The 18,380-nt window shown below is 61.4% G+C and carries 16 protein-coding genes and 2 tRNA genes; 12 read left to right on the top strand and 6 right to left on the bottom strand.

Annotated elements, in window-relative coordinates; translation table 11 throughout:
• Positions 1-47: 47 nt before the first annotated feature.
• The 12 genes from tpiA (at position 48) to B597_RS28830 (ending at position 10,798) form a co-directional block, all read left to right on the top strand.
• Positions 48-803, top strand: coding sequence for a triose-phosphate isomerase (gene tpiA / locus B597_RS28885; protein WP_003293222.1), 756 nt, complete (start codon positions 48-50; stop codon positions 801-803).
• Between the two features lie 4 nt (positions 804-807).
• Positions 808-1,191, top strand: a complete 384-nt coding sequence (gene secG / locus B597_RS28880; protein WP_003293221.1) for a preprotein translocase subunit SecG — start codon at positions 808-810, stop codon at positions 1,189-1,191.
• 8 nt (positions 1,192-1,199) lie between these two features.
• Positions 1,200-1,285: transfer RNA gene (locus tag B597_RS28875), tRNA-Leu, on the top strand.
• A gap of 94 nt (positions 1,286-1,379) precedes the next feature.
• A tRNA-Met gene (locus B597_RS28870) sits at positions 1,380-1,456 on the top strand.
• A gap of 128 nt (positions 1,457-1,584) precedes the next feature.
• On the top strand, positions 1,585-2,043 hold the full coding sequence (rimP, locus tag B597_RS28865; protein WP_003293219.1) for a ribosome maturation factor RimP: 459 nt from the start codon (positions 1,585-1,587) through the stop codon (positions 2,041-2,043).
• A 46-nt stretch (positions 2,044-2,089) separates the two neighbouring features.
• The gene (nusA, locus tag B597_RS28860; protein WP_003293218.1) at positions 2,090-3,571 is read left to right on the top strand and encodes a transcription termination factor NusA; all 1,482 of its coding nucleotides are present in this window, start codon (positions 2,090-2,092) and stop codon (positions 3,569-3,571) included.
• Between the two features lie 28 nt (positions 3,572-3,599).
• Positions 3,600-6,098: a translation initiation factor IF-2 gene (infB, locus tag B597_RS28855; protein ID WP_003293217.1), complete on the top strand. Its 2,499-nt coding sequence runs from the start codon at positions 3,600-3,602 to the stop codon at positions 6,096-6,098.
• Positions 6,099-6,199: 101 nt separating this feature from the next.
• Complete coding sequence (gene rbfA / locus B597_RS28850) at positions 6,200-6,589, top strand: 30S ribosome-binding factor RbfA (protein ID WP_003293216.1); 390 nt, start codon at positions 6,200-6,202, stop codon at positions 6,587-6,589.
• A 1-nt stretch (position 6,590) separates the two neighbouring features.
• Positions 6,591-7,508, top strand: a complete 918-nt coding sequence (gene truB / locus B597_RS28845; RefSeq protein WP_003293215.1) for a tRNA pseudouridine(55) synthase TruB — start codon at positions 6,591-6,593, stop codon at positions 7,506-7,508.
• 114 nt (positions 7,509-7,622) lie between these two features.
• Complete coding sequence (rpsO, locus tag B597_RS28840; protein WP_003293213.1) at positions 7,623-7,892, top strand: 30S ribosomal protein S15; 270 nt, start codon at positions 7,623-7,625, stop codon at positions 7,890-7,892.
• Positions 7,893-8,059: 167 nt separating this feature from the next.
• On the top strand, positions 8,060-10,165 hold the full coding sequence (pnp, locus tag B597_RS28835) for a polyribonucleotide nucleotidyltransferase (RefSeq protein ID WP_003293211.1): 2,106 nt from the start codon (positions 8,060-8,062) through the stop codon (positions 10,163-10,165).
• A 261-nt stretch (positions 10,166-10,426) separates the two neighbouring features.
• Positions 10,427-10,798: a BON domain-containing protein gene (locus B597_RS28830; protein WP_003293209.1), complete on the top strand. Its 372-nt coding sequence runs from the start codon at positions 10,427-10,429 to the stop codon at positions 10,796-10,798.
• 71 nt (positions 10,799-10,869) lie between these two features.
• Here the strand turns inward: B597_RS28830 and B597_RS28825 are convergent, their stop codons facing one another.
• The 6 genes from B597_RS28825 to pgi form a co-directional block, all read right to left on the bottom strand.
• The gene (locus tag B597_RS28825) at positions 10,870-11,181 is read right to left on the bottom strand and encodes a DUF2845 domain-containing protein (protein WP_003293207.1); all 312 of its coding nucleotides are present in this window, start codon (positions 11,179-11,181) and stop codon (positions 10,870-10,872) included.
• 18 nt (positions 11,182-11,199) lie between these two features.
• The gene (locus B597_RS28820) at positions 11,200-11,496 is read right to left on the bottom strand and encodes a DUF2845 domain-containing protein (protein ID WP_003293206.1); all 297 of its coding nucleotides are present in this window, start codon (positions 11,494-11,496) and stop codon (positions 11,200-11,202) included.
• A complete protein-coding gene (locus B597_RS28815) occupies positions 11,496-14,384 on the bottom strand; it encodes a DUF748 domain-containing protein (RefSeq protein WP_003293205.1) in 2,889 nt (962 codons plus the stop codon). Before B597_RS28815 ends, B597_RS28820 begins: the two co-directional genes overlap by 1 nt.
• An 81-nt stretch (positions 14,385-14,465) precedes the next feature.
• Complete coding sequence (locus B597_RS28810; protein WP_003293204.1) at positions 14,466-15,482, bottom strand: class I SAM-dependent rRNA methyltransferase; 1,017 nt, start codon at positions 15,480-15,482, stop codon at positions 14,466-14,468.
• Positions 15,483-15,547: 65 nt separating this feature from the next.
• On the bottom strand, positions 15,548-16,423 hold the full coding sequence (locus B597_RS28805) for an oxygenase MpaB family protein (protein WP_003293202.1): 876 nt from the start codon (positions 16,421-16,423) through the stop codon (positions 15,548-15,550).
• A gap of 139 nt (positions 16,424-16,562) precedes the next feature.
• On the bottom strand, positions 16,563-18,227 hold the full coding sequence (gene pgi / locus B597_RS28800) for a glucose-6-phosphate isomerase (RefSeq protein ID WP_003293201.1): 1,665 nt from the start codon (positions 18,225-18,227) through the stop codon (positions 16,563-16,565).
• Positions 18,228-18,380: the final 153 nt, after the last annotated feature.

The raw sequence follows: 18,380 nt of genomic DNA, 5'->3' as shown, positions 1-18,380 counted from the left end.
TGGCTGTTGAGTAACATCTGCGCCCACTTTGACCGATGAGGTAAAGCATGCGTCGCCCCATGGTAGCTGGTAACTGGAAAATGAACGGTACCCGCGCTAGCGTCGCAGAGCTGATCGAGTCTTTCCGTCGGCAGGCTGTGCCTGCAGTGGTTGAGATTGCGGTGTTCCCCTCCTGTGTGCATGTCAGTCAGGTTCTGAGTGCTCTCGATGGTTCAGATGTTTCCGTCGGTGCTCAGGATTGTGCCTTGCAGTCAGGTTTCGGGGCGCTGACCGGTGAGGTTTCAGCTGAGCAGTTGGCTGACATCGGTTGCGAGTGGGTTCTGGTGGGTCACTCCGAGCGTCGCCTGGTATTGGGTGAGACGGACGAAGTGGTAAGCCAAAAGTTTGCTGCGGTTCAGGCTGGTGGTTTGAAGCCTGTGCTGTGTCTCGGTGAGACGCTCGAGGAGCGCAAGGCTGGCAAGACGCTTGAAGTGGTAGGGCGGCAGCTGGGGCGTGTTCTCGATGATCATGGAGTCGAGGCGTTTCGGTCTGCGGTTGTCGCATACGAGCCTGTTTGGGCGATTGGGTCCGGGCTGACTGCGACGCCCGAGCAGGCTCAAGAAGTTCATGCTGCCATTCGCGCGCAGCTGGCATGCAGAGATCGGAGCATCGCTGAGGGTGTAAGGCTTCTGTATGGCGGTAGCGTGAAGGCAGATAATGCCGCCGAGCTGTTCGCTATGGCGGATATTGATGGGGGGCTGGTTGGTGGGGCCTCTCTGAAAGCGGATGAATTCGGTGCGATCTGTCGCGCCGCGGGGAACTGAACAGATGTTGCAGACTGTTGTGATTGTGGTGCATCTGCTGGTTGCTCTTGGTGTGGTTGCGCTGGTGCTGCTGCAGCAGGGTAAGGGTGCGGACGCTGGTGCGTCTTTCGGTTCGGGTGCTTCGGCAACTGTTTTCGGAAGCCAAGGTTCTGCTACCTTTCTGAGTCGGTTTACTGCTATACTTGCTGGCGTTTTTTTCCTGACAAGTCTGGGTTTGGCGTTCTTCGCAAAACAGCAGGCCGATCAGCTGTCGCAGGCAGGTTTGCCGGACCCGGCGGTGCTGGAGGTTCCGGTCAGCAAGCCGGCGGTAGAAGATGTTCCGGTGCTCGAAGAGCGCAAGTCGGAAGCTCCGTCGGGTGATCTTCCTGAGGTGGAAGAAGGGCAGTAAAGGTTTTTGCCGAGGTGGTGGAATTGGTAGACACGCTACCTTGAGGTGGTAGTGGCCATAGGCTGTAGGGGTTCGAGTCCCCTCCTCGGTACCAAACAAGCAGGCCCGCCTAGTGCGGGCTTTCTTGTGTTTTAGGGTTTCGGTTGACCTGTGTTGGCCATGGGTCGTATAATTCGTGCCCAGTTTGACGCGGGGTGGAGCAGTCTGGTAGCTCGTCGGGCTCATAACCCGAAGGTCGTTGGTTCAAATCCAGCCCCCGCAACCAGTCTATAAAGAGCCCCTGTACAGGGGCTTTTTATTAGCTTGAAGCCAGGTCGCCGGCATTTTACAGGCGATCAAAGGGATGGGCGTTTCGCCCATTTTTCATTTGTACAGCATGCGCGAGGGACTTCGATGTCGAGCAAGCTAGAACAGTTGCAGGCCTTGTTGGCCCCGGTAGTTGAGGCGCTTGGCTATCAGTGCTGGGGTATCGAGTTCATTTCCCAGGGGCGCCATTCGCTGCTGCGAGTCTATATCGACCATGCCGACGGCATTCTCATTGACGATTGTGAGAAGGTCAGCCGCCAACTGAGCGGTGTGCTCGATGTGGAAGATCCGATCAGCGTGGACTACACCCTCGAGGTTTCTTCCCCTGGGATGGATAGGCCGCTGTTCACGATCGAGCAATACAGTGCCCATGTCGGTGAACAAGTAAAAATAAAGCTGCGCTCGCCCTTCGAGGGCAGGCGCAATTTCCAGGGTCTTCTCCGTGGGGTGGAAGAGCAGGATGTCGTGGTGCTGGTCGACGACCATGAATACCTGCTGCCGATCGACATGATCGATAAGGCCAATATAGTTCCCCGTTTTGACTGAGAGCGGATCCCGCGGACCCAATGGATTGCGAAAGGCGAGGCGTACGATGAGCAAAGAAGTACTGCTGGTTGTGGAGTCGGTGTCCAATGAAAAGGGCGTACCGGCTAGTGTGATTTTCGAAGCGCTGGAGTTGGCTCTGGCCACGGCTACCAAGAAGCGCTACGAGGACGAAGTTGATCTGCGTGTGGAAATCAATCGCCACAACGGCAGTTACGAAACCTTCCGGCGCTGGACCGTGGTCGATGACGAGCATTTCGAAGACCCGGCTCATCAGCTGGCGCTCGATCAGGCTCAGGAGCGTAATCCCGATGCCAAGCTTGGCGATGTATTCGAGGAGAAGATCGAGTCCATCGAGTTCGGTCGTATCGCCGCGCAGACCGCCAAGCAGGTCATCGTGCAGAAGGTGCGCGAGGCTGAGCGCGCGCAGGTCGTAGAAGCCTATCGCGATCGTCTCGGCGAGATCATCTCCGGTACTGTCAAGAAGGTTACCCGCGACAGCGTTATTGTCGACCTGGGTAACAATGCCGAAGCCTTGCTGGCTCGCGAGGACATCATTGCTCGCGAAACCTTCCGCGTCGGCGCCCGTGTACGTGCGCTGCTCAAGGAAATCCGCACCGAGAACCGCGGCCCGCAGCTGATCCTGTCGCGCACTGCGCCGCAGATGCTGATCGAGCTGTTCCGTATCGAGGTGCCGGAAATCGCTGAAGGCCTGATCGAAGTGATGGCGGCGTCTCGCGACCCGGGCTCGCGTGCCAAGATTGCCGTGCGCTCCAAGGACAAGCGCATCGATCCGCAGGGTGCCTGCATCGGTATGCGTGGTTCGCGTGTCCAGGCAGTTTCCGGCGAGATCGGCGGCGAACGTGTCGATATCGTACTGTGGGATGAGAATCCGGCGCAGTTCGTTATCAATGCGATGGCTCCGGCCGAAGTCGCGGCGATCATCGTCGACGAAGACGCCCATGCCATGGATATCGCGGTTGCCGAGGACAACCTGGCACAGGCGATCGGCCGCGGTGGACAGAACGTGCGCCTGGCCAGCCAGCTGACTGGTTGGACGCTGAACGTCATGACCGAGTCGGATATCCAGGCCAAGCAGCAGGAAGAAACAGGTGACATTCTGCGCGGCTTCATCGATGAGCTTGATGTCGACGAGGAACTCGCGCAGGTATTGGTTGAAGAAGGCTTCACTTCCCTGGAAGAGATCGCCTATGTCCCGATGGAGGAAATGCTCGGCATCGAAGGCTTCGACGAAGACATCGTCAATGAGCTGCGTACGCGGGCCAAGGACCGCCTGTTGACCAAGGCCATCGCCAACGAGGAGAAGCTGGCAGATGCCCAGCCGGCTGAAGATCTGCTGGCGCTGGAAGGCATGGACAAAGAACTGGCGGTCGAGTTGGCCGTGCGGGGCGTCATCACCCGCGAAGACCTGGCCGAGCAGTCTATAGACGACCTGCTCGACATAGACGGCATCGATGAAGAGCGTGCCGGCAAGCTGATCATGGCCGCCCGAGCCCATTGGTTCGAGTAAGTAATTAGCGGCCTGAGGAGAGAAATGCATGACGCAAGTCACGGTGAAAGAACTGGCCCAGGTGGTCGACACACCGGTCGAGCGACTGCTTCAGCAGATGCGTGAGGCAGGACTGTCGCACACCAGCGCCGAGCAAGTAGTGACCGATAACGAAAAGCAGGCCCTGCTGGCTCATTTGAAGAGCAGTCACGGGGCCAAGGTGGACGAGCCGCGCAAGATAACCTTGCAGCGCAAGACCACGACCAAGCTGAAGGTTGGTGGTAGCAAGACCATCAGTGTCGAGGTCCGCAAGAAGAAGACCTTCGTCAAGCGCAGTGCCGAGGAAATCGAGGCGGAAAAGCGTCGCGAGCTCGAAGAGCAGCGCGCTGCCGAAGAGGCCGTGCGCCTGAAGGCCGAACAAGAGGCCCGCGAGCGTGCCGAAGAGGAGGCGCGTCGTCAGGCGGAGTCAGCCAAATCCGAGGCCGGGACACCTGCGGCTGCCGCCGAGCCGGCTGCCAGCGAGGAACCCGTACCGGTTGCGGTCGAGCCTGTGGCTCCTGCTCCGGAGCGCAAGAAGGAAGAGCCGCGCCGCGTCGAGAAGCCGCGTAGCGATGATGACGAGCGCCGTGATCGCAAGCACGCGCAGCATCGTCCGTCGCTCAAGACCAAGGCTCCGCTCGCACGTACCGTGCGTAGTGGCGAAGACGAGGCCGATGGCTTCCGTCGTGGTGGACGTGGCAAGTCCAAGCTCAAGAAGCGTAACCAGCATGGGTTCCAGAGCCCAACGGGACCTGTTGTGCGTGAAGTTTCGATCGGCGAAACCATCACTGTGGCCGAGTTGGCCCAGCAGATGTCGGTGAAAGCGGCCGAAGTCATCAAGTTCATGTTCAAGATGGGCTCGCCGGTCACCATCAATCAGGTGCTTGACCGCGAAACAGCCCAGCTTGTCGCCGAGGAGCTCGGCCACAAGGTCAAGCTGGTCAGCGACAACGCTCTGGAAGAGCAACTGGCCGAACTGTTGAAGTTCGAAGGCGAGTCGGTCGCACGTGCGCCGGTCGTGACCGTCATGGGTCACGTCGACCATGGCAAGACCTCGCTGCTCGATTACATCCGGCGTGCCAAGGTGGCGGTCGGTGAGGCCGGTGGCATCACCCAGCACATTGGTGCCTACCACGTCGAAACCGAGCGTGGCATGGTCACCTTCCTCGACACCCCGGGTCACGCGGCGTTTACCGCCATGCGTGCTCGCGGTGCCAAGGCCACCGACATCGTGATTCTGGTGGTAGCCGCCGACGACGGCGTGATGCCACAGACTCAGGAAGCGGTCCAGCACGCCAAGGCAGCCGGCGTCCCGATCGTGGTCGCGGTGAACAAGATCGACAAGCCGGATGCCAATCCGGACAACATCAAGAACGGCCTGGCCGCGCTCGATGTGATCCCGGAAGAGTGGGGCGGTGATACGCCGTTCATCCCGGTGTCCGCCAAGATGGGTACGGGTGTCGACGAGCTGCTCGAAGCCGTACTGCTGCAGGCCGAGATTCTCGAGCTCAAGGCCACACCTTCGGCACCGGGCCGTGGCGTGGTGGTCGAGTCGCGTCTGGACAAGGGCCGCGGACCTGTGGCCACCGTGCTGGTTCAGGACGGTACGCTGCGCCAGGGCGACATGGTCCTGTGTGGCGTCAACTTCGGTCGCGTTCGTGCCATGCTCGACGAGAACGGCAAGCCCGTGAAGGAAGCCGGCCCGTCGATTCCGGTCGAGATCCTCGGCCTGGATGGTACGCCGGAAGCCGGTGACGACCTGACCGTAGTGGCCGACGAGAAGAAGGCCCGTGAAGTTGCGTTGTTCCGCCAAGGCAAGTTCCGCGAAGTGAAACTGGCGCGTGCCCATGCCGGCAAGCTGGAGAACATCTTCGAGACCATGGGGCAGGACGAGAAGAAGACGCTCAACATTGTGCTCAAGGCAGATGTTCGCGGCTCGCTCGAAGCGCTGCAGGGTTCGCTCAATGGCCTGGGCAACGAAGAAGTGCAGGTTCGTGTGGTCGGCGGCGGTGTCGGTGGTATCACCGAATCCGATGCCAACCTCGCACTGGCCTCCAACGCCGTGCTGTTCGGCTTCAACGTTCGGGCTGATGCGGGTGCGCGCAAGATCGTCGAGGCCGAAGGCCTGGACATGCGTTACTACAACGTCATCTACGACATCATCGAGGACGTCAAGAAGGCGCTCACCGGCATGCTCGGCAGCGATGTGCGCGAGAACATCCTCGGTATTGCCGAAGTTCGCGATGTATTCCGCTCGCCGAAATTCGGCGCCATCGCCGGTTGCATGGTCACCGAGGGCATGGTGCACCGCAATCGTCCGATCCGTGTGTTGCGTGACGACGTCGTGATCTTCGAGGGCGAGCTGGAATCGTTGCGCCGCTTCAAGGATGACGTTGCGGAAGTTCGCGCCGGCATGGAGTGCGGTATCGGCGTGAAGAGCTACAACGACGTCAAGGTCGGCGACAAGATCGAAGTATTCGAGAAGGTCGAAGTGGCGCGTTCGCTGTAAGCAGGCGTCAGCTCGGGAGCTGGGAGTCAGGAGCTGGTAACCGCGAAATGCGGCTACCGCTTCGAGCTTCCAGCTTTCGGCTTTTAAACGGGTGAGAAAATATGGCCAAAGAATTCAGTCGTACCCAGCGTATCGGCGACCAGATGCAGCGCGAGTTGGCGCTGCTCATTCAGCGCGAGATCAAGGATCCGCGTCTGGGGCTGGTCACCATCACTGGTGTCGACGTCAGTCGCGATCTGTCCCATGCAAAGATCTTCATCACCATCATGGGGCAGGATGACGACGAAGAGGCGGTCAAGGGCAACCTGCGCATCCTCAACGAAGCTGCCGGCTTCCTGCGCATGCAACTGGGCAAGAGCATGAAGCTGCGCAGCGTTCCGCAACTGCACTTCAATTACGACGCCAGCATCCGTCGGGGTGTCGAGTTGAGCTCGCTGATCGAGCGCGCGGTTGCCGAAGATCGCAAGCACAGCGACGAGCGCGGAGAATAACGTGGCACAGGTCAAGCGTGTACGCCGCAATGTCAGTGGCATCATCCTGTTCGACAAGCCGCGCGGGTTCACCTCCAACGCTGCGCTGCAGAAGGTCCGCTGGCTGCTCAATGCGGAGAAGGCCGGGCATACCGGGAGTCTCGACCCGCTGGCTACCGGGGTCTTGCCATTGTGTTTCGGGGAGGCCACCAAGTTCTCGCAGTATCTGCTCGACGCGGACAAGGCCTATGAGACGGTCATGCAACTGGGCGTGACCACGACCACCGCTGATGCCGAAGGCGAGGTCCTGGAGCGCAATCCGGTAACGGTTACCCGTGAACAGTTGGAAGCGCTGTTGCCGCAGTTTCGCGGGGACATCCTGCAGGTGCCGCCGATGTACTCGGCCCTCAAGCGTGACGGCCAGCCGCTGTACAAGCTGGCGCGTGCCGGAGAGGTGGTGGAGCGCGAGCCGCGTTCTGTTAATATTGCGCGCCTGGAGTTGCTCGCGCTCGACGGCGACAAGGCGCGCCTGGTCGTGGCGTGCAGCAAGGGCACCTATATCCGCACGCTGGTCGAGGATATCGGTCGGCTGCTTGGTTGCGGTGCGCATGTCGCCGATTTGCGGCGAACCCAGGCCGGTCCGTTCGATCTTTCGCAGACGGTGACGCTCGAGAAGCTGGAGCAATTGCACGGCGAGGGCGGATCGGAGGCGCTGGATGAGCTTCTGCTGCCGGTAGACAGTGGGCTGGAGCATTGGCCGTTGCTGCAGTTGTCCGAGCACAGTGCCTATTACTGGCTGCATGGACAACCGGTACGCGCACCCGAGGCGCCCAAGTACGGCATGGTGCGCGTGCAGGATAACAATGGTCGTTTCATCGGTATCGGTGAAGTGAGCGAGGACGGGCGCATTGCGCCGCGTCGATTGATTCGGTCGGAATGACCGGTGCGCAGCGCGTTCGCGCGTTGCGTCAGAGGGTGGCTGTCAGCAGGCACGGTCATTTCTCTTTATTAAACACGGGATGATTCCCGGCCTGTTCACTCAAGGAGCCCTATCATGGCACTGAGCGTTGAAGAAAAAGCCCAGATCGTTAACGAGTACAAGCAAGCTGAAGGCGATACCGGTTCTCCGGAAGTGCAGGTAGCCCTGCTGACCGCCAACATCAACAAGCTGCAGGACCACTTCAAGGCCAACGGCAAAGATCACCACTCCCGTCGTGGTCTGATCCGTATGGTTAACCAGCGCCGCAAGCTGCTGGACTACCTGAAGGGTAAGGACACCACTCGTTACAGCACCTTGATCGGTCGTCTGGGTCTGCGTCGCTAAGACGCGCCCGAGCTGGAAGCCGGAAGCTGGAAGCCTGAAGTTGAAAGCCGGGATATCCCCGCAATCAGCTTCGGTCTTCCAGCTTTCGGCTTTCTTGCAGGTCGTTTAGGGCCGACTCCCGAGCGTTCTGCCGATTTCCCCAAAGGCAACAAAGAGAAGGAAAAACCGTGAATCCGGTAATCAAGAAGTTTCAATTCGGTCAGTCGACCGTAACCCTGGAGACGGGTCGTATCGCCCGCCAGGCCTCCGGCGCAGTACTGGTGACCGTCGATGACGACGTCACCGTGCTGGTCACCGTGGTCGGTGCCAAGACCGCCGATCCGAGCAAAGGGTTCTTCCCGCTCTCCGTGCATTACCAGGAGAAGACCTACGCAGCGGGCAAGATTCCCGGCGGTTTCTTCAAGCGTGAGGCGCGTCCTTCCGAGAAGGAAACCCTGACCTCGCGCCTGATCGATCGGCCGATCCGTCCGCTGTTCCCGGAAGGCTTCCAGAACGAAGTGCAGGTCATCTGTACTGTCGTCTCCACCAGCAAGAAAACCGATCCGGACATCGCCGCGATGATCGGTACTTCGGCTGCCCTGGCGGTATCCGGCATTCCGTTCGACGGCCCGATCGGTGCCGCTCGCGTGGCCTTCCACCCGGAAACCGGCTACCTGCTGAACCCGAACTACGAGCAGCTCAAGGCCTCCGGCCTGGACATGGTCGTGGCCGGCACCAAGGACGCCGTGCTGATGGTCGAGTCGGAAGCCAAGGAGCTGACCGAAGACCAGATGCTGGGTGCCGTGCTGTTCGCCCATGACGAGTTCCAGGCCGTGATCAAGGCCGTCGAAGAGCTCGCTGCCGAGGCCGGCAAGCCGCGCTGGGACTGGACCGCTCCGCAGGCCAATACGGCTCTGCTGGACGCGATCCGTAGCGAGTTCGGCGAAGCCATCTCGCAGGCCTACACCATCACCATCAAGCAGGACCGCTATGCGCGCCTGGGCGAGCTGAAAGACCAGGTCGTTGCCAAGTTCTCCGGCGAGGAAGGCCAGCCGTCCGCTGGCGAAGTGAAGGATGCTTTCGGCGAAATCGAATACCGCACCGTTCGTGAGAACATCGTCAACGGCAAGCCGCGTATCGACGGTCGCGACACTCGTACCGTTCGCGGCCTGAACATCGAAGTCGGCGTGCTCGACAAGACCCACGGTTCGGCCCTGTTCACCCGCGGTGAAACCCAGGCCCTGGTCGTTGCGACCCTCGGCACCGCCCGTGATGCACAACTGCTCGACACCCTGGAGGGCGAGAAGAAAGACCCCTTCATGCTGCACTACAACTTCCCGCCGTACTCGGTCGGTGAGTGTGGTCGCATGGGCGCTACCGGCCGCCGCGAAATCGGCCACGGTCGTCTGGCCCGTCGTGGTGTCGCCGCCATGCTGCCGAGCGCCGACGAATTCCCGTACACCATCCGCGTGGTTTCCGAGATCACCGAGTCCAACGGCTCCAGCTCCATGGCGTCGGTCTGTGGTGCCTCGCTGGCACTGATGGACGCCGGCGTGCCGATGAAGGCACCGGTGGCCGGTATCGCCATGGGCCTGGTCAAGGAAGGCGACAAGTTTGCCGTTCTGACCGACATCCTCGGTGACGAAGACCACCTGGGTGACATGGACTTCAAGGTGGCCGGTACTGCCAAGGGCGTTACCGCGTTGCAGATGGACATCAAGATCCAGGGCATCACCGAAGAGATCATGGAAATCGCTCTGGGCCAGGCCCTGGAAGCGCGCCTTGACATCCTCGGCCAGATGAACCAGGTCATCGCTCAGTCGCGCAGCGAACTGTCGGCCAACGCACCGACCATGCTGGCGATGAAGATCGATCAGGACAAGATTCGCGATGTGATCGGCAAGGGCGGCGCGACCATCCGTGCCATCTGCGAAGAAACCAAGGCCTCGATCGACATCGAGGACGATGGCTCGATCAAGATCTTCGGCGAGACCAAGGAAGCGGCCGAGGCAGCCAAGCAGCGCGTGCTCGGTATCACTGCCGAAGCGGAGATCGGCAAGATCTACGTCGGCAAGGTCGAGCGCATCGTCGACTTCGGTGCCTTCGTCAACATCCTGCCGGGCAAGGATGGTCTGGTGCACATCTCGCAGATCAGCGATCAGCGCATCGAGAAGGTGACCGATGTGTTGAAGGAAGGTCAGGAAGTGAAGGTGCTGGTACTGGACGTGGACAACCGTGGCCGCATCAAGCTGTCCATCAAGGACGTAGCTGCAGCGGAAGCTTCCGGCGTCTGAAACGACAGCCTGAGTTGAACGAAAAGGGCCCTTCGGGGCCCTTTTCGTTTTCCGGCTGCCGCTGGCGGAAGATTGCAAGATGCACGTACCAGAATGGGAAAACTTGCATTGTGCAACTTTGCTCCCGTTTGGCTTGTTCTTAACCTATTGATTTTATTGCTATAAACGCTCCATTAAAGTTGGCGCGCCACTTGCAATGTTCATCGTGAACCTGGGGCTCGGAGTCATGCCGCAGAAACCAAGAGAACAGGAGTGACATCTATGAAGACCATTCAGACCCTTACTGCCACCGCCATTGTTGCTGCCCTCAGCATGCCACTCGCTGGTGCAGCCCTGGCAGATAACACGTCTGCCATCGATAACACCGAAGCAGTCATGCTTGCCACCAACGACACGATGGACGATGCCAGCGATGCGGCTTCCGACACCTGGATCACCACCAAGGTGAAGTCCACGTTGCTGGCTGAAGACGCTACGCCCGGAATGGACATCGAAGTGGAAACCAAGGATGGCGTCGTCTCGCTGTCCGGGACCGTAGCTACCGAAGCCGAGAAAGAAGCTGCCGTGGCCAAGGCCAAGGGCATCAAGGGTGTTCGTGAAGTCTCTGCCGACGGCCTGAAAACCGCCGAATAACAGAGCTTCCCGCCAGTTGCTGGCGGGGCGTCAATCAGAAGACCCCACTCTACAGTGGGGTTTTTTGCGTCCTAGTTTCCTCGTTCACTGGTGATCTGCCGGAGACGATTGCCTTCGAATCGCAGGAAATGGAGCATGCCGTTATTCGGCCCGTAGACCCATTCCTCGACGGGCACCTCCTGCTGGAGGCCATGATCATCAACGATCTCCTTGTAACCGACCAGGGCCGCGCTGGATGGCTCGCCGCATTTGCTGCGAACCTCGGCCGTGGTGGCTTCCAGGCTCACCAGGCGGCTGTTGCAGCGATAGGTAGAAGAGGCCTGCGCTTGCAGGGTGCCGAACAGCAGGCAAAGCAGAAGGGTGACGGGAACGCGACGGTCCATCGGTATGGCTCCAGGGGATCAGTTGGCTCGGCGGGTTTCGATGCGAACCAGGCGGTTGCCCTCGAACGTCAGGATGCTGAGCATGCCATTACGCGGACCATAAACCCATTCCTCCAGCGCGAACTCCTGGCGGTCGTTACGGCTGAGCGTATAGCCGACAAGATCGCGGTGCTGCGGCATGCCGCACTTGCTTTCCACTTCGAAGGTGCGATCACCCGTGGTGACGAGCTGGCTCCCGCAGCGCAGGGTATCGGCGTGAGCCCCGGACAACGCGACCAGCAGTACACAAGCAACAGCGTAATTACGCGACATCATCATTCACTCCCCAGGTGCATTGACGTCGCGACCTTGCCGTCGCTTCCTTGTTCGGTTGTGCCGGTGTCCAGCAGGTATACGCGTTCGGAGTCCAGGCCGGCGTCCACCAGATAGCCCTTTATCGCGGCGGCACGTTCGCGGCTGAGGCGGCGCAGCAACGCTGCGCTGCCCTTCCAGGAGTCGAGCACTGCCATGCGCAACTGTGCGGCGCGTTCTTCCTCGTCGAGCTCGCGCCACTCGGCTGGCGGCTGCTGCTTGAGGCGACTGCGGTAGATAGCTTCCAGCAACGCGGCCTCATCTTCCGCTTCGACCTGGATCTGACTGGCGTCTGCGGGCACCTTGTCGCCACGACGCTGCAGGATTCGATACTGGGTTTCGCGGAACTCCTGCTGCAGGCGTTGCTCGGCCAGCAGCGGGCCATCGACGGCAGCGGCGCTCATGCCTTCCACCTCCAGCTGTAGAGCCGGACGTTGCTTCAACGCCGAAGCCAGCGTCTCCAGGCGTTTGCGCGCTTCGCTATCCAGCTCGCTACTGGCTGGATCGAAGCCGACATGGCTGAGGTCGGCGTCGCTTCCGCCGGCCAGTCCGGCTATGAACTTGAATGGCGCCTGGGCTGCGCGAACCACCAGATTGCGCAGTGTCTGCCAGACGATTGGCATGACGCTGAACTGCGGGTCGTTCAGGTTGCCCTGCACCGGCAATTCGATGGAGATGGTGCCCTGGCTGTCCTTGAGCAGGGCGACCGCCAGCCGAACAGGCAGATCCACGGCGTCAGGACTGTCGACCTTCTCGCCAAGCTGCAACTGCTCCAGAACGACCTTGTTCTCGGCGTTCAGTCGGCCCTGCTCGATTCGGTAATGCAGATCCAGATTGAGGCGGCCCTTGCGGATCCGGTAGCCGGCGAATTTGCCGGAGTAGGGCGTCAGCGTGGTCAGCTCGACCTGGCGGAAACTCGTGGCGATATCGAGGCTCTGCAGTGGATCGAAGGGGGTCAGGCTGCCTTTGATGCTGACCGGCGCATACTGGTCCACCTTGCCGGCGACATTTACCGAGGCGGCTTTCTGCTCGCGGTTGTCCAGGGTGCCGATATCACCGTTGAGCGACTGGATGGCGGTGACGAAGGGCGGCCTCAGGCTGAAGTCGGCAAAATTCGCCGAGCCGTCGGCAATGGCAATGCCGCCGATACGGATGGCCAGCGGCTCGGAGGGCTCTTGCGCTCGTGCGCTGCCATCCCCCGCCTCACTGCGCTCGACCAGCAGGTCGTTGATGTTGGTGCTCAGGTCCGGGTTGATGATGAAGCGGGCGTAAGGCTGGCTCAGGTCGACGCGCTCGATTGCCAGGCTGCTCGGGTGCTGGTAGTCGAGACCGTTGAGTTGCAGGCGCTGCCATTTGACGAAATCGCGGTTGTTGATCGTGTCCAGCGTATGCAGTTGAGTGGCGTCTACGCTGCCGCGCACGCTGAAGGCCAATGGCTCGGTGGAGCTCAGCTCGACCTCGAGTTCGCTGGCCAGCAGGCCGCTGCGCACTTCCAGATGGACCAGTGGACTGAGATAGGCCTGAGCGATGCGCAGGTCGATATCTTGCGTGGTCACCGCCAGCTTGCCGCTCATGGGGCTCATCTGCAGTTGCCCGTTGGCCTGGATGGCGCCTTGCTTGCCGACTCCGGTTTCCAGTTCGAGGGCGAAGGGGCTGGTGCCGAGGCTGTCGAACTCGCTGATGTTCAGATCTAGCGGGCCCAGCTCCAGCGCGACTTCCTCGTCCGGGACACGATCGACGAGATGGACCCGGTAGTCGCGCAACTGAGCGTCGCCTAACAACACCTGCCAGGGCGCTCCGGCTTTCCTTGCTGTGTCGTCCGTGGCCGGCGCGTCAGCATCTGCCTTGTCGCCGGTCGAGGCGAACAGCTTCTGCCAGTCGAGTTCTCCATCGGCTTCCCGGGCCGCCCAGGTTTCCAGCTTGTGGCTGCGCAGTTTGCCAATGCTGACCTGCTGCTTGCCCAGGTCCAGCGACGTTTCGCTCAGCTCGAGTCGCTCCATGCGGATCAGCTTGCGTCCATCGGGGCTGTCGAGGGCCAATGGCCCGAGTGCGGCCTTGGCATTTTCCAGCCGCAGCGCGAGGTCATCGCTGAGGTCCAGACGATAGTTCGTGCTGAACTCGAGGCTGCCATCCTTGAGTACCAGCGGCACGGCATCGCGCACATAGGGCCACAGATCCTTGAGCTGAAGATCGCTGATCTGCAACTGGCCGCTGGATGTCAGTGGTTGCAGGCTGAGATCGCCCTGCCAGTCGATGCGCCCACCGCTCGGCCCGCTGGCTGTTAGACGGGCATCGGCGCTGCCGTCAGTGCGGGTGGCGAGATTGTGCAGTTCGAAATTCAGCGATTCGTAGACCAGGGCAATCGGCTCGCTCGGACGCTGGTCCCGAAAGGCGAGGCGACCGCCTGCCAGTTGCAGACGATCCATGCGCAAGGGAAAGATGTCAGCGTCCTCGCTGGTCGTCGGTTCTGATGCCGGCACCTCGAACAGCTGGCCGAGATTGAGTGTGCCATCCTCGGCGAAGCGCACCTCGACGTCCGGCTCAATCAGCTCGACATTCGCCAAGTGCAGCGTGCGCTGCCAGAGGCTGTCCCACTGCAGATCGAGAAAGAGCCGCTCGAAAGCCAACTGACGATCGTCCTGCTCGCCGATGCGCAGGTCGAACAGCGAGAGCTCGAGGCTGAAGGGGTTGAGCTCGATACGTTGCAGGCTGGCCGGCACGGTTGCGTAGGCCGCAAGCTGCTGATTGGCGATGCGCTGGGCGATACCCGGCAGGATCAGAAAGCCAAGCAGGCTGTAGCAGATCAGTCCGAGCGCTACGCCGGTGAGCGCACGCTTCATTCCATTGGGCATGTCCGGAAGTATTCCTGGCGGATGGTTGCCTTGGAGTATGGCATGCGTATGCGGTTCCCGAATCTGCCGAGGGGTGTCGGTTCAGAGCTGCAGAATCAGAACCTTCAGCGGCTGCAGCCCATCCTGTGAGGGGAAGTCAGCGGCGGTTGGCACGACCTGCCAGTCACGCACGGGGCGGCCGGCTTTCTCCGCACAGCGCAAGACTTGCGTACGCCACTGCTCCATGGGCACCTTCGCCAGGTTGTTGCAGCAGATCAGTACGCCACCTTCCGCGGTCGCCAGCAGCGCCGGTTTGAGCAGGCTCTGGTAATCGCGCAGCAGATCTACCGTGCCGAATGCGCTACGCGCCCAGGCCGGAGGATCGAGCACTACCAGATCGAACTGCCTTTGTGCCAGGCGAGGGTAATGCGGCAGCGCGCGGCCACGCCGTGCGCTGACGGGCAGGCCGGCGAGTTGCCGGATCGCCGGAAAATAATCGGAGTGAACGAAGTGCATCGCTGGCAACTGCGGATTCAGCTCGCCGTTTTCCTTACCCACCGCCAGGTTGCGTTCGGCGAAGTCGACGTTCCAGACTTCGCGCGCTCCGCCCGCTGCCGCACACAGGCCAACGCCGCATGTGTAGGAAAACAGGTTGAGTACCGACTTGCCGGTACTGTGCTGCCTGACCCAGCCGCGGGCGTTGCGCAGGTCGAGAAACAGCAGCGGGTCCTGACCGCTGTGGCGACCGCGCACGCGATAGCGCAAGCCCCACTCATGGCCGACCTGATCTTCGAGAGCGCTTTCCTCGGGTTGATATACCGCGTTGCTGCGGTCGATCCGCGAATTGCTTTGCGAGCGATCGTTGTAGATGAGTTGCAGCGGCTGGCCCAGCAAATCGATGGCCAGACGATGGATGGACTGTAGCGAGGGCGAGTCGAGCGGCTGATGGAAGCTCTGCACCATCAGTTGCGGACCATAGCGATCGACAGTCAGGCCGGCGGCACCTTCCTGGCTGCCATGAAACAGTCGGTAGCAGTCGGTGCCCTGCCGATGCAAGTCGGCGATCAGTACCCGGCGGCTATCGAAGGCGGCGCGCAGCGCCTGGTCTAGAGACGACATGCGCGGCGGCTCGGAAATGAGGAAGGGCGTGCAGTCTAGCAAGAAACGCTGCGGCAGTCGGCCGACTAGCGTGGCGGCAGGCCCATGCGCCGGCGTGCACGATGCACCGAGCCGTTGCGCACCGCCCAGCGCAATAGCGGTGCGCTGCAGCGCACGCCGGTGCGGATCAGTCGACGACGGGCGTCGCCCGGTGCCGGGCCGAACATGGCGGCGGCCCATTCGGGCAATAGCTCGACGCCCGCATGCAGCATCAGTGTGCCGAACGGCCTGAGCAGCGGGCTCGGCGCGGGGGCGGTACGCAGTATCCGGAGGATTTCCTGTGCGCGTTCGTCACTCTGCAGCTGCGGCCGGACCTGTTCCAGGTAGGTCTCGATTTGCGCGCGTGAGCGCGGCACGTCGCGGGCACCGAGGCGTTCGGCGATCAGCGCGACCTCGGCGTAATAGCGGTCCTGCTCGTCAGCGCAAAGCGTCGGGTTGAGGTAACGCAAGTGCGATTTGAGAAAGCTGCTGACTTCGGCGACATGGACCCAGGTCAAAAGATCGGGATCGGATGCGGCATAGGGGCGGCCATCCGGCGCCGTACCGGATACGCCCGCATGAATCCGCTTGACCCGCTCGATCAGCCGGTCGGCGTCGGCGTGGCTGCCGAAGGTCGTCGCGGAAATGAACTGCCCCGTGCGCCGCAGCCGGCCGAGCAAATCCTCGCGAAAGTTCGAGTGGTCCCACACGCCGGCCAGGGCCAGGGGATGCAGCGCCTGCAGCAGCAAGGCGGAAATTCCGCCGATCATCATCGAGGTGAAGTCGCCGTGGACGCGCCAGCAGACCGAATCGGGGCCGAACAGGCCAGGATCACCCGGCGGAGTCCCGTAGTCGATGCCGCCCAGGGCGAGGCCAGTGAGGCTGAGCACCTGCGTTTCGATGTGGCGACGGATGAATTCCATGGCGATAGCGCTGCTGGCTTGGGAAGCAGGCGATGTTACCCGATCGGGCGCCTGCTGCTCGCCACTTGCTGATGGCAGGGAGATGGGCGCAGGAAGTGGGTGACCGGACGGTGCGGCACCGTCCGGTCGAGCGGCAGGGTCAGCCGCGGTGACGACCGCGGAAGAAGTCGATCAGGCCCTGCGTGGAGGCGTCTTCTGCCGGTGAGGCATCGAAGCGGGTCATCTGGTTGTAGACCGCCTTGCCCAGATCCTTGCCAAGTTCAACGCCCCACTGGTCGAAGGAGTTGATGCCCCATATCACGCCCTGGACGAACACCTTGTGCTCGTAGAGTGCGATCAGTGCGCCGAGGCGACCCGGGCTGATGGTTTCCATCACCAGGGTATTGCTCGGCCGGTTGCCGGGGACCACCTTGTGCGGGGCAAGGCGCTGTACCTCGGCTTCGCTGAGGCCCTTGGCCCGCAGTTCGGCCTCGGCTTCCTCGCGGGTCTTGCCGAGCATCAGGGCCTGGCTCTGTGACAGGCAGTTGGCATAGAGCCATTCCTGGTGATCGGCCACCGGGTTGTGGCTGACCACCGGCACGATGAAGTCAGCCGGAATCAGCGGTGTGCCCTGATGCAGCAACTGGTGATAGGCATGCTGACCGTTGCAGCCGACGCCACCCCAGATCACCGGGCCGGTAGTGTAGGAAACCGGGGTGCCGTCCTGACGCACGCTCTTGCCATTGGACTCCATGTCCATCTGCTGCAGGTGTTTGACGAAATTGCGCAGGTAGTGGTCGTAAGGCAGAAAGGCGTAGCTCTGTGCGCCCCAGAAGTTGTGATACCAGACACCCAGCATCGCCAGCAGGACCGGCATGTTGCTTTCGAACGGCTCGCTGAGGAAGTGCTGATCCATGCTGTAGGCGCCCGACAGCAGGTCCTTGAAGTTCGACATGCCGATGGCCAGCGCGATGGGCAGGCCGATCGCCGACCACAGCGAATAGCGTCCGCCGACCCAGTCCCACATCGGGAAGATGTTCTTCTCGCGAATGCCGAATTCGATCGCAGCCTGCTTGTTGCTGGTGACGGCGACGAAGTGGCGGTAGAGCTTCTCTTCGGTACCGCCCTTGCCGAGATACCAGGTGCGCGCGGCCTGGGCGTTCTTCAGGGTCTCGAGCGTACCGAAGGTCTTGCTGGAAATGATGAACAGGGTGGTTTCGACGTTGAGCTTGGCGGTCACCTCGCGAAATTCGCTGCCATCGATATTGGCCAGGTAATGCGTGCGAACGCCATGCTGGGTAAATGGCAGCAGCGCTTCGGAAACCAGCTGTGGGCCGAGGAAGGAGCCGCCGATGCCGATGTTCACTACGTCGGTGATGGTCTTGTCGCTGAAGCCGCGCCACAGGTTGTTGTGGATACGGGTCACGAAATCGGTCATCTGCGCCAGCGCCGTATGCACGTCACGCATGATGTTTCTGCCATCGACCATCACCGTCTCACCCATCGGGCGCCGCAGGGCGGTGTGCAGCACGGGACGGTTTTCCGAGGCGTTGATCCGCTCGCCTTCGAACATGGCGCGGGCCGCCTGCTCGACACCGGCCTCGCGGGCCAGGTTCACCAGCAGGGTGCGGGTCTCGGGGGCGATCAGGTTCTTCGAATAATCGAGAAACAGGCCGCTGCAGGAAACCGACAGGTCTTCGAAGCGCGTCGGATCGGCCTTGAATGCCTCGCGCATGCTGAAGTTCTGCATGGCCAGGCGGTGATCTTCCAAAGCCTTCCAGGACGGCAGGCCGGTGACATCGAGCGGGTGCTGGTAGTAGCTCATGGTGATGCGGCTTCCTTTGCTTTGACAGGCCGCTGAATCCTTGCAGTTCGTGCAACGAGGTGCGTAACGGTGGCAACAGGATTCAGTGATGTGTATGACCGTGCTGGCGCGCCGGCACTCCTCCTGAATGCTGCGGATGCTATCCGGGCCCGG

Source organism: Stutzerimonas stutzeri KOS6, assembly GCF_000307775.2.
Lineage (GTDB): Bacteria > Pseudomonadota > Gammaproteobacteria > Pseudomonadales > Pseudomonadaceae > Stutzerimonas > Stutzerimonas stutzeri_B.
Note: the sequence above shows the minus strand (reverse complement) of the source record. Positions and strands in the feature narration are given on the sequence as shown.